The sequence below is a fragment of the Micromonospora sp. NPDC049171 genome (assembly GCF_040648275.1).
Classification (GTDB): domain Bacteria; phylum Actinomycetota; class Actinomycetes; order Mycobacteriales; family Micromonosporaceae; genus Micromonospora.
In genome coordinates, this window is record NZ_JBEZDJ010000026.1 from 40,181 (window position 1) to 66,380 (window position 26,200).

Genomic DNA, 26,200 nt, shown 5'->3' on the forward strand with positions numbered 1-26,200 from the left:
AGCCGTACCCGGAGGGCTCGGCGTGGGGCGCGCACCGGGCGGGGTGTGGTCGGTCCCAGCGGATAGGCTGGGCGGCGGCCGAGCAGACGAGTGCGAGAAGGAGCCATCCGTGCGCCCAGGTGGACAGCCGAACATGCAGCAGATGCTGAAGCAGGCGCAGAAGATGCAGCAGCAGATCGCCGCCGCCCAGGCCGAGTTGGCCGAGGCCGAGCTGACCGGCACCGCCGGCGGTGGGCTGGTCACCGCGACCGTCTCCGGCTCCGGTGAGCTCAAGGCCATCAAGATCGACCCGAAGGCCGTCGACCCGGACGACGTGGAGACGCTGGAGGACCTGGTCGTCGCGGCCGTGCACAACGCCGCCGAGGCCGCACGGGAGCTGACCGAGCGCAAGATGGGCCCGGTCGCCGGTGGCATGGGCGGCCTCGGCCTGCCCGGTTTCTGAGCCGGCAGATGTACGAAGGTGCCATCCAGGACCTGATCGACGAGTTGGGCCGGCTGCCGGGCGTGGGCCCGAAGAGCGCTCAGCGGATCGCGTTCCACGTCCTGTCGGCGGATCCGGCCGACGTCAACCGGCTGGCCGGCGCGCTGCGCAAGGTCAAGGAGCTGGTGCGGTTCTGCACGACCTGTTACAACGTGGCCGAGTCCGAGCAGTGCCGGATCTGCCGCGACACACGGCGCACCGACGAGGTGCTGTGTGTGGTGGAGGAGCCCAAGGACGTGGTCGCCATCGAGCGGACCGGTGAGTTCCGCGGTCGCTACCACGTGCTGGGCGGCGCGATCAATCCGCTGGAGGGGATCGGTCCGGACAATCTGCGCATCCGGGAGTTGCTGATCCGGCTCGGCGGCGGCGGGGTCCGGGAGTTGATCCTGGCCACCGACCCGAACACCGAGGGTGAGGCGACCGCCACCTACCTGGCGCTGATGGTGAAGCCGATGGGGATCTCGGTGACCCGGCTGGCCAGCGGGCTGCCGGTCGGCGGCGACCTGGAGTACGCCGACGAGATCACCCTCGGCCGGGCCTTCGAGGGGCGCCGGGCCGTCTGAGTCGTACCCGTGGGGGTGGTGCCGTCACCGACGGTGCCGCCCCCGTTTCGGTGTCCGGCCCGGCACGGATCGATGTGTCGCCACATGTGTTCGCCGTGCCGTCGACTGTCAGACCCCGGCCCAAGGTGTCGGCTTGGTAGCGATTGCCTAACGCCCGTTCCGCTTCGCGTGTGACATGTCATAGCCTCCCGCACACGGACCGAGCCACAGCTCGGCGTGGTCATGCGCATGACAGAGGTGAGAGATGCAGGCGAGAAGGCTTAAAACGGCCGTGGCCATCGCGGCCGTTGCCGCTCTGGCGGTCGGCGCGGCCGGCTGCGCGAAGAGCGAGCGCGACGGCGACAGTGGCGAGGCCAAGACTGGCGGCACCTTCATCTTCGCGGGTGCCGGTGACCCGAAGAACTTCGATCCGATCTTCAACGATGACGGTGAGTCGTTCCGGCCGGTCCGGCAGATGTTCGACACCCTGGTGAGCCACAAGCCGGGCACCGCGGAGCTGCAGGGCGGTCTGGCGGAGAGCTGGGAGCACGACCCGGAGGGCAAGGTCTGGACGTTCAAGCTCCGTCAGGGCGTGAAGTTCCACGACGGTACGCCGTTCAACGCCGCCGCGGTCTGCTTCAACTTCGACCGCTGGTACAACATGAAGGGCGCTGCCGCCCAGTCCCAGATGATCTACTACATGGACGTCTTCGGGGGCTTCGCCAAGAACGAGAGCGAGTCCGCCGGCAAGCCGGTCTACAACAAGTGTGAGGCGCAGGGCGACGGCACCGCGGTCGTCACGCTGAACCAGTACAAGGGCGCCTTCCCGGGGGCCTTCGCGCTGACCTCGCTGTCGATCGCGAGCCCGGAGGCGTTGAAGAAGTACGACGCCAACACGGTGAAGCAGAACGGCGACTCGTTCGAGTACAGCGCCTTCGCCACCACCAACCCGGTGGGCACCGGCCCGTTCACCTTCGGTGGCTGGGACAAGGCCAAGAACGAGATCACCCTGAACCGCAACCCGGACTACTTTGGCGACAAGGCCAAGGTGGACAAGATGATCATCAAGATCATCAAGGATGAGAGCACCCGCAAGCAGGAGCTCCGTGCCGGCACCGTGCAGGGCATCGACTTCCCGGCCCCGGCCGACCGCAAGGCGCTCGAGGGTGAGGGCTTCCAGGTCGTCAACCGCCCGGCGTTCAACATCCTCTACCTCGGCCTCAACCAGAAGAACCCGAAGCTGAAGGACCTGCGGGTGCGCCAGGCGATCGCCTACGCCCTCAACCGCCAGCAGCTGGTGCAGACCAAGGGCCCGGGTGGCGCGAAGGTCGCCGACGAGTTCCTGCCGGACACCGTGCTCGGCTACGCCCCGGACGTGCAGAAGTACGACTACAACCCGGAGAAGGCCAAGCAGCTCCTCAAGGACGCTGGCGCCGAGGGTCTGACGCTCAACTTCTACTACCCGCCGGACGTCACCCGGCCGTACATGCCGAACCCGCAGGAGATCTTCACCGTCCTCGCCAACGATCTGCAGGCCGTCGGCATCAAGGTCAACGGTGTGCCTCGCCCGTGGAACGGTGGCTTCAAGGACGACGTGCAGCAGTTCGGCAAGCACGACCTGCACATCCTCGGCTGGACGGGTGACTACAACGACCCGGGCAACTTCGTCGGCACGTTCTTCGGCCGGGGCAAGGCCGAGTTCGGCGACCAGTCGATGACCGAGATGTTCGACGCCATCACCAAGGCTGACGGCACCGTCGACGACGCGGGCAAGAAGGCGGCCTGGGAGCAGGTCAACCGGGACATCGCCGCCAAGTGGCTGCCGGCCGTCCCGCTCTGGCACGCCCCGCCGGCCATCGTCGTCACCAAGGACGTCAAGGGCCTGGTGGCCAGCCCGTTGACCGACGAGCGATTCAACACGGTCAGCATCAGCAAGTGACGTCCCTCGGCTGAGGCCGTAGGCGTGATCGGCCCGGGTCCGGGGTTCCTCCCGGCCCGGGCCGATCCGCGATCTTTGAGAGTCTGGTGTGTGAGAGATGTTGCGAGTCATAGTCCGCCGCCTGTTGCAGCTGGTGGTGACCCTCATAGCGCTGTCGGCGCTGATCTTCGTATGGCTGCGGAATCTGCCCGGAGGGCCGGTCGAGGCACTGCTCGGCGAGCGGGCCACGCCCGAGAGCCGCGTGCTGCTGACCAAGGCGCTCGGCTACGACCAGCCGATCCTGGTGCAGTACGGCAAGTTCATGCAGCGGGTGGTCACCGGCGACTTCGGCAACTCGATCCGGACCGGTGACCCGGTCACCGAGGTCATCAGCCGCGCCTTCCCGGCCACCATCGAGCTGGGCCTCGCCGCGATGATCATCGCCATCGGCCTCGGTGTGCCGCTCGGCTACCTGGCCGCCCGCTGGCGCGGACGCTGGCCGGACAACCTCACCATCGCCGGCACCCTGCTCGGCATCTCCATCCCGATCTTCTTCCTGGGCTATCTGCTCAAGGACGTCTTCACCCAGAACATCCACTGGTTCCCGCCGTCCGGGCGGCTCACCACGGGTCTGGACAACACGAACGTCACCGGTTTCTTCGTGCTCGACGGCCTGCTCACCCGGGAGTTCGACGCGAGCGCGGACGCCCTGTGGCACCTGATCCTGCCGGCGATCACGCTCGCCACCATCCCGCTGGCGGTGATCGTGCGGATCACCCGGGCCAGCGTGCTCGACGTCCTGAACGAGGACTACGTACGGACCGCCGAGGCGAAGGGCCTGCGTCACCGCACCATCCGTGGGCGGCACATCCTGCGCAACGCGCTGCTGCCCGTGGTCACGACCATCGGTTTGCAGACCGGTGCGCTGCTCTCCGGCGCGGTGCTCACCGAGAAGGTCTACAACTGGGGCGGCATCGGCACGTTGATCACCGACTCCATCAGCGGCGGCCGGGACTACCCGGTGCTCCAGGCGATCATCCTGCTCGCCGCGTTGGTCTTCGTGGTGGTCAACCTGCTGGTCGACCTCTCCTACGCCTTCATCGACCCGAGGGTGCGTGTGCGATGAGTGACCCGACCACCCAGGCCGGCACGCCGGCCCCCCGTAGCGGGAACGACAAGCCCCACACCGAGAACGACAAGCCCCGTCCCGGCATGAGCGAGCGCAGCATCGGCCTGCTCGGCGACCGCAAGAAGGCCCGGCTCGACGAGCTGGCCCAGGCGAGTGCCGCCGACCGGGGCGGGATCAGCCTCGTCCGCGACGCCCTGCGCCGGCTGCGGCGCAACCCGGTCGCCGTCGTCGGTGCCGTGATCGTGGGGCTGTTCGTCCTGGTGGCGCTCTTCGCTCCGCTCATCGCACCGCACGACCCGGTGCAGCGCTTCGACGAGCTGACCAAGGGCCTCACCGTGGACACCATCCCCGGGGCCAGCAGCGGGTTCCCGTTCGGCTCCGATCCACTCGGCCGGGACTTCCTGTCCCGCATGATCTACGGCGCCCGGCAGACGCTCTTCGTGGGCGTCCTGGCGACCCTCATCGGTCTCGCCCTCGGGGTGCTGATCGGCGCGATCGCCGGTGCCTTCGGCGGCTGGGTCGACGTGGTCCTGATGCGGCTCACCGACGTGATGCTGGCCCTGCCCAGCCTGCTGCTCGCGATCACCCTGGTCGCGATGGCCAGCCGGTCGAGCCAGTGGACCGTCATCTTCGCGGTGGCCATCGTGAGCGTGCCGATCTTCGCCCGGCTGCTGCGCGGCTCCATGCTCGCCCAGCGGGAGAGCGACCACGTGCTCGCCGCCCGCGCGCTCGGCGTCAAGGAGCGCAACATCGTGCTGCGGCACATGCTGCCCAACTCGCTGACCGCCGTGATCGTGCAGGCCACCCTGACCTTCGCGGTGGCCATCCTGGACGCCGCGGCGCTCTCCTTCCTGGGCCTCGGCGACCCGGACATCAACCGGGCCGAGTGGGGCCTGATGCTCGGTGTGGACGGCCAGCGCTACTTCGAGGTCCGTCCGGAGCTGGCGTACTACCCCGCGCTCGCGATCATCGTGGTGGCGCTCGGTTTCACCCTGCTGGGTGAGGCGATGCGCGAGGCGATCGACCCGAAGAACCGGCGGTGACCACGGTGCGCGCAATCAGCACGGCCGGCGTGAGTCGGCGAGAGGAAGTGACCCGATGAGCCTGCTCGACGTCCGTGACCTGAGCGTCGTGTTCCAGCGGCGCGGCGAGCGGCCCTTCACCGCCGTGGACAAGGTCAGCTTCACGGTGGAGCCGGGGCAGACGGTCGGCCTGGTCGGCGAGTCCGGCTGCGGCAAGAGCGTGACCAGCCTGGCCATCATGGGCCTGCTGCCCAAACGCGGTAACCGGGTCACCGGGGAGGTGCTCTTCGACGGCACCGACCTGCTGAAGCTGCGACCCGACGACATGCGTGACCGACGCGGCCGGGAGATCAGCATGATCTTCCAGGACCCGCTCTCCTCGCTGAACCCCGTCATCCCGATCGGGGTCCAGGTGGCCGAGGTGTTGGAACGTCACCAGGGCCGGGACCGCAAGCAGGCGCTGCGCGAGTCGCGGGACCTGCTGGACGCGGTCGGCATCCCCGACCCGCAGCGGCGGCTCAGTGAGTACCCGCACCAGATCTCCGGCGGCATGCGCCAGCGTGCGCTGATCGCCATCGCGCTGGCCTGCAAGCCTCGGCTGCTGATCGCCGACGAGCCGACCACCGCGCTCGACGTGACCATCCAGGCGCAGATCCTCACCCTGCTCAAGCAGTTGGTCGACGAGACCGGCACCGCCCTGGTCATGATCACGCACGATCTGGGCGTGGTGGCCGGGCTCTGCGACACCGTCAACGTCCTCTACGGCGGCAAGGTGGTCGAGCGCAACCGACGGCACGAGCTGTTCGGGCACGCCCGGCACCCGTACACGCACGGGCTGCTCAACTCGGTGCCCCGGCTGGACTCACCGCGCGGTGAGCGACTGCACGCGATCCGCGGGTCGGTCGCCGACAACATCCCGTGGGCCGAGGGGTGCGCGTTCGCGCCGCGCTGCGACAACGTCGTGGACGCGTGCCTGGAAGGGCCGCCGCCGCTCGAACCCACCGCAACCGGCGGCCACCTCCGCTGCAACAACCCCGTCTCCGAGGAGGTGGCGGTCCGATGACCGAACAGACCGAACCCCTGATCGAGCTGCGCGACGTCAAGGTCCACTTCCCGATCAAGAGCGGCCTGCTCTTCGACCGCACCATCGGGTACGTCTACGCGGTGGACGGGGTGTCGCTGAGCATCCGCAAGGGCGAGACGTACGGCCTGGTCGGCGAGTCGGGCTGCGGCAAGTCGACGTTGGGTCGCGGCCTGCTGCGGCTCGTCGAGCCGACCGAGGGCGAGATCGTCTTCGACGGCACCGACGTCCGCGCGCTCAAGGGCGAGGCGATGCGGAAGGCCCGCCGCCGGATGCAGATGATCTTCCAGGATCCGCTCTCCAGCCTCGACCCCCGACAGTCGGTGGAGTCGCTGTTGGTGGAGGGGCTCAAGGCGCACGGGCTGGCCGGCGACAAGGTCGAGACCAACCGGAAGCTGCGCGAGACGCTGGAGGCGGTCGGCCTGCCCGCGTCGGCCCTCAGCAAGTACCCGCACGAGTTCTCCGGTGGCCAGCGCCAGCGGATCGGCATCGCCCGCGCACTGGTGCTCAACCCGGACCTGATCGTCGCCGACGAGCCGGTCTCCGCGCTTGACGTGTCGATCCAGGCCCAGGTGCTCAACCTGCTGGAGGACCTGCAGAACGAGCGTGGCCTGACCTACCTGATCATCGCGCACGACCTGGCGGTGGTGCGGCACATCGCCGACACGGTGGGCGTCATGTACCTCGGCGGGCTGGTCGAGGAGGCGTCCAGCGACGACCTCTACCGCGAGCCGATGCACCCGTACACCCGGGCGCTGATGTCCGCGGTGCCGGTGCCCGACCCGCTGGTGGAGGACCGCCGGGAGCGGATCCTGCTCGCCGGTGACCTGCCGTCGCCGACCAACCCGCCGTCGGGCTGCCGGTTCCACACCCGGTGCCCGTGGGCGCAGCCGACCCGGTGCGCCGACGAGCGGCCGGAACTGCGCGACGTGGTCGGTGGGCACCGGGTGGCCTGCCACTTCGCCGAGGACATCGCCGCCGGCCGGATCCGGCCGCACGAGGTCGAGGTGGAACTGGTCCGCCCGACCGAGGGCACCGGCCCGGTCGACCCGCCGGGCGAGCTGATCCCCACCCCGTGACGCCGCCAGGGGCCGTCCGGAAACGGACGGCCCCTGGGACGGGTGGATGATTTGGGTGGCTCAGCCCTCGGGGCGGTGCAGCAGGCCCACCGCGACGCCGTGCACCGCGTCCAGCCCCGCCGGATCGGCAAGCGCGACAGACGTGCCGGTCACCAAATACCACTCATCCGCGTCCTTGTACTGCACCCGCAGGGTGACCTTGCCGTCCGCGTACTCGGTGCGCAGCGTCAGGTCGCCGGTGACGACGCCGACCTCATCGGTCATCACGCCGCCGGGGCCGGTCACGATGTCGCTGGTGCGGCTCTGCGGGCCGGCCGCGCCGCCGGAATCCGCGACCATGCCGGCACCCGGCACGGCGGCGGGGGTCTCGGCGGTGCCGTCCGCGGTCATGCCGGCGGCCGCCGGGCCGCCCGCCTCGGCGGCGGTCACGAATCGCCTCCCACTGAGCAGCCCTCCAACATGTCGGTCAGGGCGGCCTTCTCGGCGCTGGTCACCGTGAGCCGCCAGTAGTGCTTGACCGTCACCCAGCTCTCGGCGTACTTACACCAGTACTCCCGGTTCGCCGGCTTCCACTGGGACGGGTCCTGGTCACCCTTTGCCCGATTGGAGGACGCGGAAACCGCGATGAGCTGCGGACGTGTCGTGTCGTTGGCGAAGTCGCCGCGCTTCTGGTCGTCCCACTCGTCGGCACCCGAGCGCCATGCGTTGGCCAACGGCACCATGTGGTCGATGTCCACATCGGCGGGATCGGCGGCGCTGCGGCCGTCGTACACGCTCTCCCAGCGCCCACCGACCACGTTGCAGCCGGAGAGCTTCACGTCCTTGCCGTCGCGCTGCAGGATGCTGTCCCGCACGTCGCAGTTCTTGCCCGTGTCCCGCCAGTGCGGGAAGTGGTCCCGGCTGTAGCCCTTCATCGAGCCGGCGGTGGCGACGGTGAGCTGGCCGAGCTGTTGCGCGGCGTTGCCACCGTCGCTCGGCGGCGGGACGTCCGGCTCGTCCGGTGGGACGCAACCGGCCACGCCGAGCGCCAGCGCCGCGGCGAGCGCGGTCGCCGCCACTCGCGGTCCTGATCTGGTACGCACAGACGACACCTCTCCAGCTTGCGGTCTCCCGGCGATTGCGCACAGTACCCGGGGATGGTTTCGGCGTTTCGTGGCGTCTCCCACATGATGCAAGGCAGATTGGTTGCATGAGCGCACCCGCACCGGCGTCCGCCCTCCGGATGGGCACCTCCGCCGGCCGGGGGACGCTGCTCGCCGCCGTTCTCGCCTCCGGCATGGTCTTCCTCGACAGTACGGTCGTCAACGTGGCGCTGCCGAAGCTCGGGCAGGACCTCGGCGCGAACGTGGCAGATCTGCAGTGGACCGTCAATGGCTACCTGCTGATGCTCGCGGCGTTCGTGTTGCTCGGCGGCGCCCTCGGGGACCGCTTCGGTCGGCGACGCGTCTTCCTCATCGGGGTGGTCTGGTTCACCGCCGCCTCGGTGCTGTGCGGGCTGGCTCAGGGCACCGGTTGGCTGATCGCGGCCCGGTTCCTCCAGGGTGCCGGGGGCGCGCTGCTCACACCCGGCTCACTGTCGGTGCTCCAGGCCAGTTTCCACCCGGACGACCGGGGCCGGGCGATCGGGGCCTGGGCCGGGCTGTCCGGGGTGTCCACCGCGCTGGGCCCGTTCATCGGGGGTTGGCTGATCGACGCGCTGTCCTGGCGCTGGATCTTCTTCCTCAACCTGCCCATCGCCGTGCTGGTGGTGCTGGCCACGATGCGGTGGGTGCCGGAGAGCCGGGACGAGAGCGCCTCCCGGACGGCGGGGCCGGGTCGGACCCGTCGGCGGTTCGACATCGGGGGAGCCCTGCTCGGCGCGCTCGCGCTCGCCGGTGTCACGTACGCCCTGGTCGACGCCCCGGCGCGGGGCTTCGACTCGGCCCCGGTGCTGGTCGCGGCGCTGGTCGGGGTGCTGTCCGCGGTGGCCTTCGTGCTGCTGGAACGGCGGCGCGGCGACGCCGCGATGCTGCCCACCGGGCTGTTCGGCAGCCGGCTCTTCTCGGTGCTGAACATCTTCACCGTGGTCGTCTACGCGGCGCTCGGCGGTTTCACCTTCTTCTTCGCCGTCTACCTGCAGAACGTGGTCGAGTGGTCGGCCTTCCAGACCGGGATCGCGTTGCTGCCGATGACCCTGCTGCTGTTGGCCGGGTCGGCCCGGGCGGGCGCGCTGTCCGCGCGGATCGGCCCCCGGCTGCCGCTGACCGTCGGGCCGGTGGTCGCCGCGGTCGGCCTGTTGCTGCTGCGCCGGGTGGGACCGGGCGCGTCGTACTGGGCCGACGTGCTGCCCGGGGTGCTGCTCTTCGGCATCGGGCTGACCCTGGTGGTGGCACCGCTGACCGCGTCGGTGCTGGCCGCCGTGCAGGACCGGTTCTCCGGGGTGGCAAGCGGCTTCAACAACGCCGCGTCCCGGGCCGGCGGCCTGCTCGCGGTGGCGGCGCTGCCGCTGCTCGTCGGCCTGTCCGGCAGCGGCTACGCGCAGAAGGCCGAGCTGACCGACGCGTTCCGGGGTGCCATGGTCTGGTGCGCGGGGTTGTTGCTGGCCGGGGCGGTGCTGGCCCTCGTGCTCGTGCACCGGCCGCCCCGCGCGGCCCCACCGTCGCAGCCCTGCCACTCGCTGCCCGCCGCCACGCCCCCGAGGTAGGAAACCACCTCGGGGACGCGGCGCGGGGTGGTCAGCCGCGGGCGCGGTTGACGGCGCTGGTGACCGCCTTGATCGAGGCGGTGACGATGTTGGCGTCGGTGCCGACACCCCAGACCGTCCGACCGTCGACCTCGCACTCCACGTACGCGGCGGCCTGCGCGTCCCCACCGGAGGACAGCGCGTGCTCGTGGTAGTCGAGCACCCGCACGCCCACCCCGACCGACTGCAGCGCGTTCACGTACGCGTCGATCGGGCCGTTGCCGACCGCGGCGAGCGAGTGCCGCTCGGCGCCCACGACGACCTGGGCGTCGATCTCGACCTTGCCGTCGGTGGTGCCGATCGTGTAACCGCTCAACCGGACCGCCGGGTCGGGCTGGTGGTCGAGCAGGTAGTGCGTCGCGAAGATCTCCCACATGGCGCCCGGGTCGACCTCGCCGCCGTCGTGGTCGGTGACGTGCTGCACCACCCCGGAGAACTCGATCTGGAGCCGGCGCGGCAGGTCCAGTTGGTGCTCGCTCTTCATGATGTACGCGATGCCGCCCTTGCCGGACTGCGAGTTGACCCGGATGACCGCCTCGTAGGTGCGGCCCAGGTCCTTCGGGTCGATCGGCAGGTACGGCACGGCCCAGGTGTGCTCGTCCATCGGCACCCCGGCGGCCTCGGCGTCGGCGGCGAGGGCGTCGAAGCCCTTCTTGATGGCGTCCTGGTGGGAGCCGGAGAAGGCGGTGTAGACCAGGTCGCCCGCGTACGGGTGGCGCTCGTGCACCGGCAGTTGGTTGCAGTATTCGACAGCTCGCCGGATCTCGTCGATCTTCGAGAAGTCGATCATCGGGTCGATGCCCTGGGAGAACAGGTTGAGCCCCAGCGTCACCAGGTCCACGTTGCCGGTGCGCTCGCCGTTGCCGAACAGGCAGCCCTCGATGCGGTCCGCGCCGGCGAGCAGGCCCAGCTCGGCGGCGGCCACCCCGGTGCCCCGGTCGTTGTGCGGGTGCAGGCTCAGCACCACGCTGTCCCGGCGCGGCAGGTGCCGGTGCATCCACTCGATCGAGTCGGCGTACACGTTCGGCGTGGCCATCTCGACGGTGGCCGGCAGGTTGATGATCAGCGGCCGGTCGGGGGTCGGGTCGATCACGTCGATCACCCGGGAGCAGACCTCCAGCGCGTACTCCAGCTCGGTGCCCGTGTACGACTCCGGCGAGTACTCGTAGAAGATCTCGGTGTCCGGGGTGTGGATCTCGGCGTACTTCTGGCAGAGCCGCGCCCCGGTCGTGGCGATGTCGGCGATGCCGTCGCGGTCCAGCCCGAAGACCACCCGCCGCTGGAGGGTGGACGTCGAGTTGTAGAAGTGCACGATGGCCCGCTTCGCACCGCGCAGCGACTCGAACGTCCGCTCGATCAGGTGCTCCCGGCACTGCGTGAGCACCTGGATGGTCACGTCGTCCGGGATCATGTCCTGCTCGATGAGCTGCCGGACGAAGTCGAAGTCGGTCTGGCTGGCCGACGGGAAGCCAACCTCGATCTCCTTGTAGCCCATCTGGACGAGCAGCTGGAACATCCGGCGCTTGCGCTCGGGCGACATCGGGTCGATCAGGGCCTGGTTGCCGTCGCGCAGATCCACCGCGCACCAGCGGGGGGCGGCGTCGACGGTGCGGGTGGGCCAGGTGCGGTCCGGCAGCTCGACCCGGAACTGCTCCCGGTACGGCTGGTAGCGGTGGTACGGCATCCGGCTCGGGCGTTGCCGGGCGATCGGATCGGTCTCGGCGTCGGTGGCAGGTTGAGCCATCTCAGAGTGCTCCCTGGAACATGTGGCGTCAGCAGATCGGAAGGTGTCGGCGCGCTGCCGGGCGACGATGCGCGGCGGTGCCGAGAGGAAAATCGGATGTGCTGGACGGCGCGATGCGACTCCGCGACGAGGTGCCGGCCGGTCAGGCCTCGTCGCGGCGGCTAAGGAGGAGAAGCGCCCGCCACATGACCAAGTCACCCTACGTGATGGAACGGAGGGTGGAAAGGCTGGTCCGGACTATGGGACTCGGATCCTGGTCGGCTCCGGGGCCTCGGCACCCAGCCGCGGCGTCCGCTCGGCCCAGGCCACCACGGGTACCACAGCCACTCCGATCAGCACGAAGATCGCTGCTGTCGGTAACCAGCCCCACCCGCCGGTGCTCACCCCGAGCGCGGTCAGCGCGGCCGGGGCGACCAGGTACTGCAACTGCTTGCCGAGCCGGAACGCCCCCACGTACGCGCCGCGCTGGGCGGCCGGCGGCAGGGTGGCGGTGAGCCCCCAGGAGCCCGCCGACTCGATCAACTCGGCCAGGATCAGCAACGTCGCGGCGGCCACCAGCACCACCACGGTGAGCGGGCCCCGGGTGACCCCGGAGATCGGCAGGACCAGACAGAACAGGGCGATCAGCAGGGCGCCCCGGCGGGAGGCCCGCGCCGCGCCCGGCGCGGTGTCGGCGCTCCGGCTGACACGCACCTGGAGCAGCACGATCAGGACCGTGTTGAGCAGCACCAGCCCGGCGATGACCGTCTTCGGGGCGTCGGTGTGGCTGAGGATCCACAGCGGCAGCACCGTCAGGTAGAGCGTCTGGTGCGCGGTGAGCAGCCCGGACAGCAGGGTCACCGCCAGGAACGGGCGGTCGCGCAGCACGGCGAGTCGACTCATCGGCTCCGTCGGCCGGGTCACCTGCGGCAGCCGGGGCAGTCGCCGCACGAAGAGCGCCGTGACCAGGAAGACCGCCGAGATGAACCAGACCATTCCCCGGTACGCCTCGATGGTGTCCACCGCCAGCACCAGGCCACTGATCACCGCGCCCAGCCCGAATCCGACGTTCAGTGACGAACGCTGGTAGGCCATCGCCGTCACCCGTTCGGCCGGGGGCAGCGCGTTGATCGAGTAGACCTGGCGGGCCACGCCGGTCGCGGCGTCCACGGCGGCCAGCGCCACCACCACGGCGAGGAAGCTGGCGAAGCCGCCCACCAGCGGGTAGCTCGCGAACAGCGCCGCGTCCAGCACCATCCCGACCATCCAGACCCGCTGCGGTCCGTACCGGTCGGTGAGACCGCCCAGCGGCACGGTCCCCAGCAGCGACACCCCCGCCGCGATGGACAGCCCCAGCCCGACCTGTGCGGCGCTGAGCCCGAGCGCCCGGGTGAAGAAGACGGCGCTGCCGGCGTGGAACAGGCCACTACCGACGGCGCTGATCATCGCCTGTACGGCCAGGGCGCGGGTCAGCCCGGCCGGCGGTACGACGTTTCGGACGGCGGTGCGGATGGTGTCTCTGGTCCCCATGGCCGCTGAGTGAACCGGGCCCCCACGAGGTCGGTCGATTCTTTTAGGCTGAACCGAATCCTGCTCCCGGGGGTGCGCGTGTCCGAGTTGCGGTTCTGCCTGGCCGACGTGGCAGGCGTGCGGCTCGCCGTGTCGCCGGCCAACGAGACGGTCATGAGCATGTGGGCGCTTGCCGACCCGGTCCGCTACGCGGTGCACCTGCCCTGGATCGACCGGGCCCGGGCGACGCTGCGTCGCCCGGAGGTGGCCACCCGGGTCCGACCGCTCGTGGAGCTGACCCTGCCCCGTCGGTGGTTGCCCGACTTCCTCACCCCGGCGGCCCGGCCGAACGCGCAGCTGGCCGAGCAGCTCGACCAGATCGCCGCGACGCCGCCGGCCGTGGTGGTCCAGGACCTGCTGGCGACCACTCCGCGTAGGCCGCTGGGCCCGTTCGGGCGGGCGCTGCTCACCGACCCCGGTGGGTTGCTGCCCCAGCTCGTCGACGCGGTGCGGGTCTGGCACGACGAGGCGATCGCCCCGGACTGGCCCCGGATGCGCGCGTTGCTCGACGCGGACGTGGCGTACCGGGCCGCGCAGCTCGCCGAGGGCGGCGCCGGCCGGCTGTTCGAGCAGCTCCACCCGAGCCTGCGCTGGCTCGGCGACCGGGTGGTCAGCGACGACCCGTTCGAACGGGACTTCGATCTCCGTGGTCGCGGGTTGGCGCTAAATCCGGGCGTGTTCACCGATCGGCGGGTGCTGTGGAACCTGCTGGAAGACTCGCTGCCGGCCGGCGTGTACCCGGTGAGGGCGGTCGGGACGCTCTGGGAGGCGGCCGGGCCACCGCCCGGCGACCCGCTGGCCCGGGTGATCGGCCCCGGCCGGGCCGCGCTGCTGCACCTGCTCGACACGGCGACGACCACCACCGACCTCGCCCGCCTCGCCGCGATGTCCGCCGGAAACGTCTCCCAGCACCTGGCCGCCCTGCACGCCGCGGGCCTGGTCACCAGGTCCCGACAGGGCCGACACGTCCTCTACCGCAACACCGACGCCGCGCGGGTCCTGCTGCGGGCCAGCGGCGGCTGAGTCGGCTGTCGGTCAGCGCAGCAGCAGATCGGCGACCGGGCGGCGGTGCCGCAGGCCGGTCTCCCTGGCGCGCAGATCGGCCGGCAGGGCGAACGGGTCGCCGAGGCGGCCGACGGCGGCGACCACCAGCGGGCGCACGCCCCCGGGCAGGTCGAGTTCGGTGCCGAGGCCGATCTGGTCGAAGCGGGTCAGTTGCCGCACGTGCAGGCCGAGCGCGGTGGCCTGGAGGGTCAGGTGGGCCATCGCCTGACCGAGGTCGTACGCGGCCCGTTCGGCGTCGCCGCCGGTGTGCGCGCCGACCACCAGGGTCGCGGCGTGTCGAGCCCACCCCTGGTCGCCGGCCGGAAGATTGATCAGGATCCGCTTCCAGGTGTCGTCGTCCCGGTGGCCGAGGGCGAACCGCCAGGGCTGTTCGTTGTCGGTCGACGGCGCCCAGCGTGCCGCCTCCAGCAGCGAGGCTGCCTCGTCCGGGGTCAACTCGGCGCTCGGGTCGAAGGCGCGTGGGCTCCAGCGGAAGGCGAGCAGCGGCGTGAGATCGGCCATGGGTGAAGTGTTCCCGATGGGCGATTCGCCGCCTTGGTCGCATCGGCCAAATGTGGGCAAGACCACCCATAACGGGATGAAGATCAGGGCGTTCCCGCGCTAGGACTGCCCGACGGATCGGGGCTCGGGGGCGCCGCGATGTCGAGCGGGTCGCGGTCGACGACCACCGGCCCCGCCAACTGCACGGTGGCCGGTGCCGCACCCGGCGGTGCGGCAAGTCTCAGCGTCCCGGCCTCGGTCCGTACACCGGTCGGTGTGCCGTCCCGGTCGTAGCAGTAGATGCCCACGTCCAGCGGGGCGTTGAGCGACGCCGAGGTGGAGTCCACCGAGTAGCAGGTGCCGGTGAGGCCCTCGGGTGGGTTGGCGGACGCCACCGCCAGTGGTGAGCGGCGGTCGGTGAGCACGTCCAGCCAGTCGGTGAGCAGGTGCTGGATCCGGGGGTCCGCCCGGCGCGGGATCGCGTCGTCGCGCTCACCGAGGCGTACACAGCTCGCCGGCTCCGGTCGGCCGGCCGAGGGCAGGGCGCACTGGAACAGCCCGTCGCTCGTGGCGGCCATCGAGATGTCGGCGGTGCCACCCAGCGCGCCGCCCGGCACGTCGACCCGCCAACTGCCGTCGTTCGCGCTGGTGAACGCGATGGTGCGGTCCGGCTTGCCCGTCTCGGCGTACACGTACTGCGCCACCAGGTGGCGATCCTGGGCGGCTGCGGCAAGCGTGGCCAGCTCGTCGCGCGCGGCGTCCACCGCGACCGGCCCCGGATCGGCGGGCGGCGGGGTCGGCGGCTGCGCGTCGGTGCAGGCGAGCAGCAGGGCGGGCAGGGCGAACACGAGCGGCCCGAGCACGCGGCCGGCCGAGCGGGTGAGGACGGGCACCGGCCCATTCTGGTGGGTGCGGGCGGTCGGGTGCGACCTGCGCGTACCGGTTCGTGTCGGCGTGTCGGACGTGGCCGTTTCGGCGTACCGCCGGAGCTGGTGGGACCGGCCCGGCCGGCCCCGCGCGGGCCGGATGGTGGGATCACCTGACCCGGGGTCGTTACCCGCCGGATACCCTCAAGGGGTCTGACACGCGCCGCCGGCCCCGGTTCCGGCGGCGTCGGCACGCTCAGGGTCGCTGGGAGGGAGTGCACAGTCGTGGCACTCGTGGTGCAGAAGTACGGCGGGTCCTCCGTCGCCAACGCCGAGCGGATCAAGCGGGTGGCCGAGCGCATCGTCGACGCCCGCAAGGCCGGCGACGACGTGGTGGTGGTGGTCTCCGCGATGGGGGACACCACCGACGAGCTGCTGGACCTGGCCAACCAGGTCAGCCCGCTGCCGCCGGGCCGCGAGCTGGACATGCTGCTCACCGCCGGCGAGCGGATCTCCATGGCGTTGCTCGCCATGGCCATCCACAACCTGGGGTACGAAGCCCGCTCGTTCACCGGCTCGCAGGCCGGCGTGATCACCACCTCGGTGCACGGCCGCGCCCGGATCATCGACGTCACCCCCGGGCGGCTCAAGGGCGCGCTCGACGAGGGGTCGGTGGTCATCGTTGCCGGCTTCCAGGGTGTCTCGCAGGACACCAAGGACGTCACCACGCTGGGCCGGGGCGGCTCGGACACCACCGCCGTGGCGCTCGCCGCGGCCCTGCACGCCGACGTGTGCGAGATCTACACCGACGTGGACGGCATCTTCACCGCCGACCCACGGATCGTGCCCAACGCCCGACACATCCGGCAGATCACCTACGAGGAGACGCTGGAGCTGGCCGCGTGCGGCGCGAAGGTGCTGCACCTGCGTAGCGTGGAGTATGCCCGGCGGGCGGGGTTGCCGATCCACGTTCGTTCGTCATACTCGACCAACACCGGCACGATGGTCACCGGATCGATGGAGGACCCTTCCGTGGAGCAGGCACTGATCACCGGGGTCGCACACGACCGCAGCGAGGCCAAGATCACGATCGTCGGGGTGCCCGACGAGCCGGGTGCCGCCGCGCGGATCTTCGACACCGTCGCCGGTGCCGAGATCAACATCGACATGATCGTGCAGAACGTCTCCACCGAGGGCACCGGCCGGACGGACATCTCGTTCACCCTGCCCAAGGCCGACGGTCCGACCGCGATGGCCGCGCTCAGCAAGATCCAGGAGCCGGTCAAGTTCAAGGGCCTGCTCTACGACGACCACGTCGGCAAGGTCTCCCTGATCGGCGCCGGCATGCGCTCGCACCCCGGTGTGGCCGCCGGCTTCTTCGCCGCGCTCGGTGCCGCTGGGGTCAACATCGAGATGATCTCTACCTCCGAGATCCGGGTCTCCGTGGTCTGCCGGGACACCGACCTCGACGCCGCCGTCCGCGCCATCCACGACGCGTTCGAGCTGGGCGGCGATACCGAAGCCGTGGTCTACGCGGGGACAGGTAGGTAGCGGCCGATGTCGGCGCTGCCCACCCTCGCCGTGGTCGGAGCGACAGGTGCCGTCGGCACCGTCATGTGCGAGCTGCTCTCCGGGCGCCGCAACGTCTGGGGTGAGATCCGGCTCCTCGCCTCCGAACGCTCGGTCGGAAAGCGGGTGCGCTGCCGAGGTGAGGACATCGTCGTCCAGGCGCTGACCCCGGAGGCGTTCGACGGGGTCCACGTGGCGATGTTCGACGTGCCCGACGAGGTCTCCGCCGAGTGGGCGCCGATCGCTGTCCGCCGCGGCGCGATCGCCGTCGACAACTCCGGCGCGTTCCGGATGGACCGGGACGTCCCGCTCGTCGTTCCGGAGATCAACCCCGAGCAGGTCCGCGAGCGGCCCCGGGGCATCATCGCGAACGCCAACTGCACCACCCTCGCGATGATCGTCGCGGTGGCGCCCCTGCACCGCGAGTACGGCCTGCGGGAGCTGGTGCTCGCCTCCTACCAGGCGGTCTCCGGTGCCGGCCAGGCCGGCGTGGACATCCTGCACGACCAGCTCACCAAGGTTGCCGGGGACCGCGCGCTCGGATCGCGCACCGGCGACGTCCGCCAGGCGGTCGGCGATGACCTCGGCCCGTTCCCGGCTCCACTGGCGCTCAACGTGGTGCCCTGGGCCGGCTCGGCGGCCGACGACGGCTGGTCGTCGGAGGAGATGAAGATCCGCAACGAGTCGCGGAAGATCCTCGGTCTGCCCGACCTCAAGGTGTCCGCCACCTGCGTCCGGGTGCCGGTGGTCACCGCCCACTCGGTGGCCGTGCACGCCGTCTTCGGCACCGAGGTCGACGCCGAGGGCGCCCGCGAGGCACTGCGCAACGCGCCAGGGGTGATCCTGGTCGACGATCCCGCCGCCGGGGAGTTCCCGATGCCGATCGACGCGGTCGGCACCGACCCGTCCTGGGTCGGCCGGATCCGCCGCGCCCTGGACGACCCCCGCGCCCTCGACTTCTTCGTCACCGGCGACAACCTCCGCAAGGGCGCAGCCCTCAACACAGCCCAAATAGCCGAGCTCCTAGCCAAAGAGCTAAGAACCCCCTAACCCCGCCCCGCGCCCCGCCATCGCGGTCCGCGCCCCGCCATCGCGGTCGATCATGGAGTTGTGGTGGGTGAATTATCCAGCTCTAAGCCTTTTGCGGGGCACCACAACTCCTTGATCGACGCCGGCGGGGGGCGGGGGCGGGGGGTTGTGGGGGTGGGTCAGGCTGCGGAGAGGAGGACTCCGTCTCGGCCTTGGCGTTTTACCGCGTACAGGGCCTGGTCGGCTCTCTTCAGGGTGCGGTCGGGCGTTTCGCCGGGGTGGGGTAGTGCGACGCCCACGCTGATCGTGCGGCCGATGCGTCGGGCCGCCTCGGTCAGCCGTTCGGCGATCCGGACCGCCTCCTCGGGGCGGCTCACCTCGATCACCGCGACGAACTCGTCACCGCCGATCCGGTACAGCTCGTCGCCGTGCCGGAGCGCCTCCTCCAGCGCGCGGGCCAACCCGACAAGCACCCGGTCGCCGGCCTGGTGCCCGTACGTGTCGTTGACGATCTTGAAGCCGTCCACGTCGATCGCCAGCAGCGCCGTACGCCCCGGCGTCGCCGCCGCGATCCGCTGCCCGAACGGGCCGGTGTGCCGCAACCCGGTCAGCGGGTCGGAGCTGGCCTGCTCCCGTAGTCGGGCCAGCGTGCGGAGCCGGTCGAGGTTGGTCCAGGCCTGCCCGGCGAGCAGTTCCATCAGGCTGACCGTGGTCGGGTCCGGGCGCAGGGCGCGTTCGTCGGCGACCAGCAGCACCCCGCCGGCCTCCGGCGGCCCGACCGGTACGGCGACAAGCGTCTGCACCCCCGCCCGGGTCAGCGGCCGGTAGTCCTCGGTCGGCGGATGCCCCGCCTCGCCCAGCGTGTATCCGGCGCCGTACCGGTGTGCCCGGTCGACCATCCGGTCCAGGGCGGCCGGACCGGCCTCGGTCAGCTCGGCGCGGATCTGGGTCTCCAGGTCGTTCGGCGTCACCGGGGATGGGCTGAGCTGGTCGGCGAGCAGGAACACCGCGGTGGAGAGGGTGGAGACCTCCCGGGCGGCGCGGGCCGCCGCGCCCATCAGCTCGGCCTCGGTGAGCGCGGTGGCGAGTGCGGCGGTGTGCCGGAGCAGCTTCTCGCTGCGGCTCTCCTCGGGTGGGCCGCCGAGTGCGGCGATCCGCGCGCCGAGCCGGTCGGCCAGCCGCTGCGTCGTCTCGCGCCACAGCTCCAGGTCGGCTGGCTCACTCCACTGCAGGTCGAGCACGCCGATCGCCCGGCCCGCCGGGTCCAGCACCGGTACGCACAGCTCGGCGGTCACGTCCGGGCGTACCGGAAGGTAGTCCGGGTCGACTGTCACGTCCGCAACGACGGCGGGGCTGCCGGTGGCGTACACCCGCCCGACGATGCCGCTTCGTGCCGGCACGGTCGCGAAGACCTGCCACGCCCCGGTCGCCGCGACGCAGCGCAGGCGGTCGTGGACCGCGAGCAGCACGGAGATGGTCGCGGGGGTGTGACGGGACAGCGCGGTGACCGTCCACCGACAGGCTTCCGCAACGCTCGACGCCATCGGGAGGTGGACGGTGACGTCACGGATGACTCGCTGATGATCCACTCGCACGTCGTTCCAGGTAGGGGAGGGGCCCGGCCGGCGCCGAGCCGCGCGATCAAGCGTACTCACGGCGGCGGGGACGGCCGGGCTTCGTACACACGTGCTATCCACAGGCTGTGGACACAGCCTGTGGGCGGTGTCATCGGGCGTGGCAGTTGACGATTCCGCTTGCGCCTGCCAATAATAGTTGGCATGAGCCAAGGTGAGCTATGGGTGAGCTGAGCGGTGATCGGCTGGTCGAGGTCCTCGCCGCGCTGGCCAGCCCGCACCGACTGCGGGTGCTCGCCGCACTGACCGGCGGACGTGTCTACGTCTCACAGCTCGCCCGCGATCTGGGCATCAGCCGCGCACTGCTGCAGGTGCACCTGAAGAAGCTGGAGAAGGCCGGGCTGGTCACCGCGCACCTGGAGTTGTCCGAAGACGGCAAGGCACTCAAGTACTACGAGACGACGCCGTTCTCGTTGCACCTCACGCCCGACGTGGTGGCGGCCGCCGCCACGACCCTGAGCACCGCCGGAGACGGCGATGCCGTACCGAATGGACACAGTTAGATGGACGTCACCGCCTCGGTCTTCCTCGTCGTCGTCGCCGCCCTGATCATCTCGGGTGTCTGGTATGCGGGCGTCCGCACACGAACCGCGCTGGCGGGCGAGCTCCAGCGGCAGTACGCCGAGCAGGCCGCCGAGACGCAGCGCCTGCTCGCCGACGTGAGCGCGCAGTTGACCGACCTGAACCGGCGCACCGCGGACATGCAACGCATCCTCAAGGACGCCGAATGACCACCCTCAGCCTCAGCCCGCCGGTCACGCTGCTCAACGTCCCCAACGCCATCACCGCCGTACGCACGGCCGGTGCCGTCGGGCTCGCCGTGGCGTCGCTGAGTCACCGCAGCGCGCACCTGCTGATCGCCGCCTACCTGGTCTACTGGATCGGCGACATCCTCGACGGTGTCGCCGCGCGGGCGCTGGGCCAGGAGACGCGTACCGGAGCGGTCTTCGACATCGTCGCGGACCGTGCCTGCACGTCGGCCTGTGCCGCCGCGCTGATCGTGCTGCGGCCGGCCACGGCCCTGCCGATCGCGGTGTTCCTGGTCCAGTTCATGGTCATCGACCAGTTGCTGAGCCTGATGTTCCTGCGGTGGCCACTGCTCAGCCCGAACTACTTCGCCAGCGTCGACCACCGCATCTACCTGTGGAACTGGTCTCCCCCGGCGAAGGCGCTGAACACCGCCGCGGTGGTGCTGCTGGCGATCTTCGCGCCGACGGCCGTGGCCGTCACGTTCGCCCTCGCGGTCGCCGCGGTGAAGGTCGTCTCGTTGATCTGCGCCGCCAGGCTCCCGGCGGGCCTTCCACCCACCCGGCCATGATCGCCGTCCTGGTGGCTGCGGCCGTCGGGCTGCTGTCGGCCTTCCTGCCGTTCACCCCGGCCGAGCCGTACCTGATCGCGGCCGTGACGACGACAAGCACGCCGCCCGTGGCGCTCGGCGTGGCCGCCGCTGCCGGTCAGACCGTCGGCAAGGTCCTGATCTTCCTCGGTGCGCGCGGCGCGATCCGTTCGACGTGGCTGCGACAGCGGCTCAGCGGACGTCCGACCACCGCGCCGCGGCAACGGGGCCGACTGGGCACTATGTTGGCGCGTCCGAAGGCGGCCGGAGCGCGACTCGTCGAGGTGCTGGAACGCCCCCGCCAGTCCAACGGCATGCTCCTGGTCAGCGCCGTCACCGGCCTTCCACCGCTGCTGGCCGCCAGCGTCTACCTGGGACGCACACCCATGCGCCCGGCCGCCTTCGCCCTGACGTGCTTGCTGGGCCGGGCGATCCGCTTCGTCACGATCGCGCTGGCCCCGCAGCTCGCCGGCTACTGAAACGGTGCCAGGGCCGATCTGGTCACCCCCGCAACTGCGCGCCCCGGCGATAGCGTGAAGCCCTCGACACCGAGGAGGCGAGCCGCCCATGCTCATCGCTCAGCTCAGTGATCCCCATTTGACCACCGGTCTGCTCGCCGCCGCGCCGGCCGCCGGGCTGCACCGTGCGCTCGGCCGGGTGCTGGCGTTGCGGCCCCGCCCCGACTGCGTGGTGATCACCGGTGACCTGGTCGATCACGGCCGGCCGGACGAGTACGAGGCGCTGCGCGAGCTGATCGGCCGGTTCCCGCTGCCGGTCTACCTGGCCCCCGGCAACCACGACGACCGTGAGGCACTGCTCGACGCCTTCGGGGGCACACCGTGGCTCGGTGGCGGCTTCTCCGCCTATTACCACGTCGACCACGAGGCGGCGACTGTCGTGGTGCTCGACTCGCTCGTCGCCGGCAGCGACGGCGGCCAACTCGGCGAGGAACAGCTCGGCTGGCTCGACGGGGTGCTGGCCGGGCGACCCGAGGTGCCCGCCGTGCTCTGTCTGCACCACCCGCCCGTCGCGGTCGGCATCCCCGTGGCCGACACCATCCGCCTCGCCGACGGTGACGCGCTCGCCGAGGTGATCAGGCGACACCCGCACGTCGTCCGGGTAGCCGCCGGCCACCTGCACCGCCCGGTCACCACCGGGTACGCGGGCACGGTGCTCACCGTGGCACCCAGCACGTGGAGGCAGGCCACGCTCACCATGAGCGCCGACGACCAGATCGGTTGGGTCGAGGAGCCAACCGCCTTCCTGCTGCACCTGGTCGAGGCGGGTGGCTGCGTGACACACACCGTGCAGGTGAGCCACTCGGCCGGTCAGACCTGCACGTCCTGAGGACGCCGTCGTGGTGCTCTGGTACGTCGCGTACGGCTCGAACATGCACGCCGCCCGCCTGGCGTGGTACATCGGTGGCGGCTGCCCGCCCGGTGGGAGGCGGACGTACCCGGGCTGCCGCGACCGGCGCCCACCGAGCCGGTCGGTCCCGGTGTCGCTGCCCGGCGGGATCTACTTCGCCGGCGAGTCCCGCGCCTGGACCGGAGGCATGGCCTTCTACGATCCGCACCTGCCAGGCCAGGCCGCGGCCCGCGCCTACCTGGTCACCAGGGAGCAGTTCGCCGACATCGCCGCCCAGGAGATGTACCGCCCGGCGGGTGCCGCCGACCTGGTCCCGGACCTGATCCCCGCGACCGACGCCGCGATCGAGGCGGCCGTCGCCAGCGGGCGGGCGACACTCGGCCCCGGGCGGTACGAGACGTTGGTCTGCCCCGGCAGCCACGGCGGCGTCCCCCTGCTCACCTTCACCGCGCCCGAGGGGGCGTCGGCCGTGCGGTGCCGGCCACCCGCGCCCAGCTACCTCGGCATGATCGCCCGCGGTCTGCGTGAGGCACACGGCTGGCCAGCCGAGCGGATCACCAGCTATCTGGCCGCCCGACCCGGTGTGGCCGATGCTTGGCCGCCCGACGCCGTCGCCGCCCTGGTCACCGAGGCGTTGGCCGCCGGCTGACCCGTTGGCCGCCGGCTGACCCGTTGGCCGCGGGCTGACCCGTTGGCCGCCGGTTGGCCCGTTGGCCGCGGGCTGACCCGTTGGCCGCCGGTTGGCCCGTTGGCCGCGGGCTGACCCGTTGGCCGCCGGTTGGCCCGTTGGGTCGGTGGCCGTCAACCGAGCAGGAACTCGCGCAGCGCGGGAGCCAGCGTTGCCGGCGGCACGTCGTGGTAGCCACCGTCGAGGCTGATGGACCGGCCGCCCGGAACCGCCTCGGCCGCGGCCCCACTCGCGTCCCGCAGCCACTGTGGACTGCCGGTGCTGTGCACGGTGAGCGTCGGCACGGTGATGGCCGCCAGCCGGTCGGCCGGCAGTCGCCCCCCGGCGGTGACGATCGAGTCGTACACCAGGGTGTGCGCGATTGCGGTAAGCCCGCCCCACATCTGTTGCGACCGCATCCTGGTGATCTCCTCCGCCGGCAGCCCCACCGAGTCGCTGAGGAAGAGCTGCACCGCGCCGTCCCTGTCGTCGGCGGCGATCAGCTCGATGAGGCGCGCGGTGAGATCCCTCCAGACGCCCACGTGCGGACCGACCTGGAACGGCGGCTCGAACAGGGCCAACCTGGTCACCGGAAGGCCCTGCGCGGTGGCGAGGGCGGACAGCACCGCGCCGGAGGAGATCCCGTAGACGGCGGCGGAGCCACCGGCCGCCGCGATCAGGGCCGCCAGGTCGTCGATCTCGCGACCGATCTCGTAGGGCGCGGTGTCGCCGCTGAAGCCCCGCCCTCGGCGGTCATAGCCGAAAGCGGTGAAATCCGGTGCCAACGCCGCGGCCAGCTCGCGAGTCGCACCACGATCACTGAACGCGCCGCCGACCAGGACGATCGCGGGCCCGGTGCCGGACCGTTCGAACGCGATGGGCGTGCCGTCCGCCGATCGCACCTGCTCCACCGTCGGTGTCGTCTCGCTCACGATGCTGCCTCCGTCCGCGCTCACCATCCCGTCCTTTCTAGACCCTGGGTACGACGATGTCTGCCAGACCGCGGTAACCGCCTGTCGCAGGCGTACCCGCAGCTCCGGGTCGACCCGGCGGCGTCCGGATGAGAGGCTGTCGGGGCAGGCGGCCATCCCCTAACCGCCGCCAACCGCGACCCTTACGACGGTGTCGCGCGGCGGCCCGGTCGACCCAGCGGCCGGGCCCCGCGGGCACCGATTCTCACAAGGAGATCCATGTACATAACCGGGATGCGACGGGCCGCTGTTGGCCTGACCGCGCTCGCGGTGGCCGCGTTCGGTGCGGTCGCCACCAGCCCTGAGCAGGCCGACGCACGACCGAAGCCGGTCGACGTCACCCTGCTGGCCCTCAACGACTTCCACGGCAACCTCGAACCGCCGACCGGGTCCAGTGGCACCATCGCCGGGCAGACCGCGGGCGGCGTCGAATACCTGGCGACCCACCTGGCCGAGCTGCGCGCCGCCGCCAAGAAGAAGAACACCATCACCGTCGCCGCCGGTGACCTGATCGGCGCGTCCCCGCTGCTCTCCGCCGCGTTTCACGACGAGCCGACAATCGAGGCGCTGAGCATGGCCGGGCTGGACTACGCCAGCGTCGGCAACCACGAGTTCGACGAGGGCGCCGCCGAGCTGCTGCGGATCCAGAACGGCGGCTGCCACCCGGTGGACGGCTGCGCCGACGGCACCCCCTACCGGGGCGCCGGCTTCAAGTACCTGTCCGCGAACGCCTTCAAGACCGCCACCGGCAAGCCGCTGCTGGCACCGTACGCGATCCACAGGGTGCAGGGCGTCAAGGTCGGCTTCATCGGGATGACCCTGGAGGGCACCCCGCAGATCGTGAGCCAGCAGGGCGTCGCCGGCCTCACCTTCGCCGACGAGGCGGACACCGCCAACCGGTACGCTCGTGAGCTGCGCCGCAAGGGCGTACAGGCGATCGTCGTGCTGCTGCACGAGGGCGGCACCCAGGCGGCGACCGGTGGCATCAACGACTGCGTCGGCATGACCGGGCCCATCGTGGACATCGCCAACCGGATGGACCCGTCGATCGACGTGGTGGTCAGCGGGCACACCCACCAGGCGTACAACTGCGACATCAACGGCAAGCTGGTCACCAGCGCCAGCTCGTTCGGTCGCCTGGTCACCGACATCGACCTCAAGATCGACCGCCGGTCCGGTGACGTCGTCTCCGCCGCCGCGAACAACGTCGTGGTCACCCGCGACGTGGCCAAGGACCCGAAGCAGACCGCACTGATCAACCACTACAAGACGGTGCTCGGCCCGGTCGCCGGCCGCCAGGTCGGCGTGACCAGCCAGGCGATCACCCGGAGCCAGGAAACCCTCTTCGGTACGAGTCTGGGCGAATCCCCACTGGGCAACCTGATCGCCGACGCCCAACTCGCCGCCACCGACGACGAAGAGGGCGCGGTCGCCGCCTTCATGAACCCCGGCGGGGTCCGGGCCGACCTCGACGCCGGCCCGGTCACCTACGAGGAGGCGTTCACGGTGCAGCCGTTCACCAACAACCTGGTGACACTGGACCTGACCGGCGCACAGCTCTACTGCGTCCTGGAACAGCAGTTCGTCACCAACCGCACGCTGTACCCGTCGTCGACCGTGGGCTATGTGGTCGACCCGAACGGCACCACCGGCACGGTGGCCGACCCGTGCGCCGGCACCCGTGTGGTCCGGGGCAGCCTCACCCTCGGCGGGACCGCCGTCGACACCGCCGCCACCTACCGGGTGACGGTGAACAACTTCCTGGCCGGCGGAGGCGACGGCTTCAGCGCCCTCACCGGCGGGACCAACCAGGTCACCGGCCAGATCGACCTGGACGCGTTCGTGGCGTACCTGACCGCCCAGTCGCCGGTCGCCGCACCGACGCTGGACCGCATCCGCACCACCGCCGAGGTTCCCGCCGCCTGACGGCCGACCCCGCGATCATCGGG

26 protein-coding genes are annotated in these 26,200 nt (G+C 71.0%); 18 read left to right on the forward strand and 8 right to left on the reverse strand.

What is annotated here, in order from left to right; genetic code table 11:
• Positions 1-133: 133 nt before the first annotated feature.
• The 7 genes from AB0B14_RS28335 to AB0B14_RS28365 all read left to right on the forward strand — a co-directional run bounded on the left by AB0B14_RS28335 (position 134) and on the right by AB0B14_RS28365 (position 7,252).
• Positions 134-442: a YbaB/EbfC family nucleoid-associated protein gene (locus AB0B14_RS28335; protein ID WP_007466279.1), complete on the forward strand. Its 309-nt coding sequence runs from the start codon at positions 134-136 to the stop codon at positions 440-442.
• An 8-nt stretch (positions 443-450) separates the two neighbouring features.
• Positions 451-1,044, forward strand: coding sequence for a recombination mediator RecR (gene recR, locus AB0B14_RS28340; protein ID WP_357075366.1), 594 nt, complete (start codon positions 451-453; stop codon positions 1,042-1,044).
• 244 nt (positions 1,045-1,288) lie between these two features.
• Positions 1,289-2,962, forward strand: a complete 1,674-nt coding sequence (locus tag AB0B14_RS28345; protein WP_357075369.1) for an ABC transporter substrate-binding protein — start codon at positions 1,289-1,291, stop codon at positions 2,960-2,962.
• Between the two features lie 97 nt (positions 2,963-3,059).
• Positions 3,060-4,067, forward strand: coding sequence for an ABC transporter permease (locus AB0B14_RS28350; RefSeq protein WP_357075372.1), 1,008 nt, complete (start codon positions 3,060-3,062; stop codon positions 4,065-4,067).
• Between the two features lie 86 nt (positions 4,068-4,153).
• Positions 4,154-5,113, forward strand: coding sequence for an ABC transporter permease (locus tag AB0B14_RS28355; protein ID WP_357525203.1), 960 nt, complete (start codon positions 4,154-4,156; stop codon positions 5,111-5,113).
• 55 nt (positions 5,114-5,168) lie between these two features.
• Positions 5,169-6,155: an ABC transporter ATP-binding protein gene (locus AB0B14_RS28360; protein ID WP_357525132.1), complete on the forward strand. Its 987-nt coding sequence runs from the start codon at positions 5,169-5,171 to the stop codon at positions 6,153-6,155.
• Entirely contained in the window at positions 6,152-7,252 is a 1,101-nt protein-coding gene (locus AB0B14_RS28365; RefSeq protein ID WP_357075379.1) for an oligopeptide/dipeptide ABC transporter ATP-binding protein, read from the forward strand. Before AB0B14_RS28360 ends, AB0B14_RS28365 begins: the two co-directional genes overlap by 4 nt.
• A 60-nt stretch (positions 7,253-7,312) precedes the next feature.
• Here AB0B14_RS28365 and AB0B14_RS28370 read toward each other — a convergent pair whose 3' ends face one another.
• Both AB0B14_RS28370 and AB0B14_RS28375 read right to left on the reverse strand, forming a co-directional pair.
• Positions 7,313-7,702 (reverse strand): hypothetical protein, encoded by a 390-nt coding sequence (locus AB0B14_RS28370; RefSeq protein WP_357525205.1) that lies wholly within the window; start codon positions 7,700-7,702, stop codon positions 7,313-7,315.
• On the reverse strand, positions 7,678-8,334 hold the full coding sequence (locus AB0B14_RS28375; protein ID WP_357075382.1) for an HNH endonuclease family protein: 657 nt from the start codon (positions 8,332-8,334) through the stop codon (positions 7,678-7,680). Before AB0B14_RS28375 ends, AB0B14_RS28370 begins: the two co-directional genes overlap by 25 nt.
• Positions 8,335-8,441: 107 nt before the next feature.
• On the opposite strand from AB0B14_RS28375, the gene AB0B14_RS28380 reads away from it, so the two are divergent.
• Positions 8,442-9,935, forward strand: a complete 1,494-nt coding sequence (locus tag AB0B14_RS28380; RefSeq protein WP_357525134.1) for an MFS transporter — start codon at positions 8,442-8,444, stop codon at positions 9,933-9,935.
• A 31-nt stretch (positions 9,936-9,966) separates the two neighbouring features.
• Here the strand turns inward: AB0B14_RS28380 and leuA are convergent, their stop codons facing one another.
• Positions 9,967-11,718: a 2-isopropylmalate synthase gene (gene leuA, locus AB0B14_RS28385; protein ID WP_357525136.1), complete on the reverse strand. Its 1,752-nt coding sequence runs from the start codon at positions 11,716-11,718 to the stop codon at positions 9,967-9,969.
• 237 nt (positions 11,719-11,955) lie between these two features.
• Entirely contained in the window at positions 11,956-13,227 is a 1,272-nt protein-coding gene (locus AB0B14_RS28390) for an MFS transporter (protein ID WP_357075391.1), read from the reverse strand.
• A gap of 78 nt (positions 13,228-13,305) precedes the next feature.
• Between AB0B14_RS28390 and AB0B14_RS28395 the strand changes: the two genes are divergently transcribed.
• Positions 13,306-14,289 (forward strand): ArsR family transcriptional regulator, encoded by a 984-nt coding sequence (locus tag AB0B14_RS28395; RefSeq protein WP_357525138.1) that lies wholly within the window; start codon positions 13,306-13,308, stop codon positions 14,287-14,289.
• 12 nt (positions 14,290-14,301) lie between these two features.
• Here AB0B14_RS28395 and AB0B14_RS28400 read toward each other — a convergent pair whose 3' ends face one another.
• Both AB0B14_RS28400 and AB0B14_RS28405 read right to left on the reverse strand, forming a co-directional pair.
• Complete coding sequence (locus AB0B14_RS28400; RefSeq protein ID WP_357525140.1) at positions 14,302-14,832, reverse strand: nitroreductase family protein; 531 nt, start codon at positions 14,830-14,832, stop codon at positions 14,302-14,304.
• Positions 14,833-14,915: 83 nt separating this feature from the next.
• Complete coding sequence (locus tag AB0B14_RS28405; RefSeq protein ID WP_357525142.1) at positions 14,916-15,704, reverse strand: hypothetical protein; 789 nt, start codon at positions 15,702-15,704, stop codon at positions 14,916-14,918.
• Between the two features lie 258 nt (positions 15,705-15,962).
• On the opposite strand from AB0B14_RS28405, the gene AB0B14_RS28410 reads away from it, so the two are divergent.
• A complete protein-coding gene (locus tag AB0B14_RS28410; protein WP_357075403.1) occupies positions 15,963-17,228 on the forward strand; it encodes an aspartate kinase in 1,266 nt (421 codons plus the stop codon).
• 6 nt (positions 17,229-17,234) lie between these two features.
• Entirely contained in the window at positions 17,235-18,296 is a 1,062-nt protein-coding gene (locus AB0B14_RS28415) for an aspartate-semialdehyde dehydrogenase (RefSeq protein ID WP_357525144.1), read from the forward strand.
• Positions 18,297-18,454: 158 nt separating this feature from the next.
• Here the strand turns inward: AB0B14_RS28415 and AB0B14_RS28420 are convergent, their stop codons facing one another.
• Positions 18,455-19,864: a sensor domain-containing diguanylate cyclase gene (locus AB0B14_RS28420; RefSeq protein ID WP_357525146.1), complete on the reverse strand. Its 1,410-nt coding sequence runs from the start codon at positions 19,862-19,864 to the stop codon at positions 18,455-18,457.
• A gap of 206 nt (positions 19,865-20,070) precedes the next feature.
• Here AB0B14_RS28420 and AB0B14_RS28425 point away from each other — a divergent pair, with 206 nt between their 5' ends.
• The 6 genes from AB0B14_RS28425 (at position 20,071) to AB0B14_RS28450 (ending at position 23,262) form a co-directional block, all read left to right on the forward strand.
• Positions 20,071-20,412: a helix-turn-helix domain-containing protein gene (locus AB0B14_RS28425; RefSeq protein ID WP_357525148.1), complete on the forward strand. Its 342-nt coding sequence runs from the start codon at positions 20,071-20,073 to the stop codon at positions 20,410-20,412.
• On the forward strand, positions 20,413-20,640 hold the full coding sequence (locus AB0B14_RS28430; RefSeq protein ID WP_357075416.1) for a hypothetical protein: 228 nt from the start codon (positions 20,413-20,415) through the stop codon (positions 20,638-20,640).
• Positions 20,637-21,227, forward strand: a complete 591-nt coding sequence (locus AB0B14_RS28435; RefSeq protein ID WP_357525150.1) for a CDP-alcohol phosphatidyltransferase family protein — start codon at positions 20,637-20,639, stop codon at positions 21,225-21,227. Before AB0B14_RS28430 ends, AB0B14_RS28435 begins: the two co-directional genes overlap by 4 nt.
• The gene (locus AB0B14_RS28440; protein ID WP_357525152.1) at positions 21,224-21,724 is read left to right on the forward strand and encodes a hypothetical protein; all 501 of its coding nucleotides are present in this window, start codon (positions 21,224-21,226) and stop codon (positions 21,722-21,724) included. The genes AB0B14_RS28435 and AB0B14_RS28440 overlap by 4 nt, the downstream gene beginning before the upstream one ends.
• Before the next feature lie 88 nt (positions 21,725-21,812).
• Positions 21,813-22,592, forward strand: coding sequence for a phosphodiesterase (locus AB0B14_RS28445; protein WP_357075425.1), 780 nt, complete (start codon positions 21,813-21,815; stop codon positions 22,590-22,592).
• A 10-nt stretch (positions 22,593-22,602) separates the two neighbouring features.
• Positions 22,603-23,262 (forward strand): histone deacetylase, encoded by a 660-nt coding sequence (locus tag AB0B14_RS28450; protein WP_357525154.1) that lies wholly within the window; start codon positions 22,603-22,605, stop codon positions 23,260-23,262.
• Between the two features lie 152 nt (positions 23,263-23,414).
• Here AB0B14_RS28450 and AB0B14_RS28455 read toward each other — a convergent pair whose 3' ends face one another.
• The gene (locus AB0B14_RS28455; protein WP_357075431.1) at positions 23,415-24,212 is read right to left on the reverse strand and encodes an alpha/beta fold hydrolase; all 798 of its coding nucleotides are present in this window, start codon (positions 24,210-24,212) and stop codon (positions 23,415-23,417) included.
• A gap of 258 nt (positions 24,213-24,470) precedes the next feature.
• On the opposite strand from AB0B14_RS28455, the gene AB0B14_RS28460 reads away from it, so the two are divergent.
• Positions 24,471-26,177: a bifunctional metallophosphatase/5'-nucleotidase gene (locus tag AB0B14_RS28460; protein ID WP_357075434.1), complete on the forward strand. Its 1,707-nt coding sequence runs from the start codon at positions 24,471-24,473 to the stop codon at positions 26,175-26,177.
• The last annotated feature ends 23 nt before the right edge of the window (positions 26,178-26,200 follow it).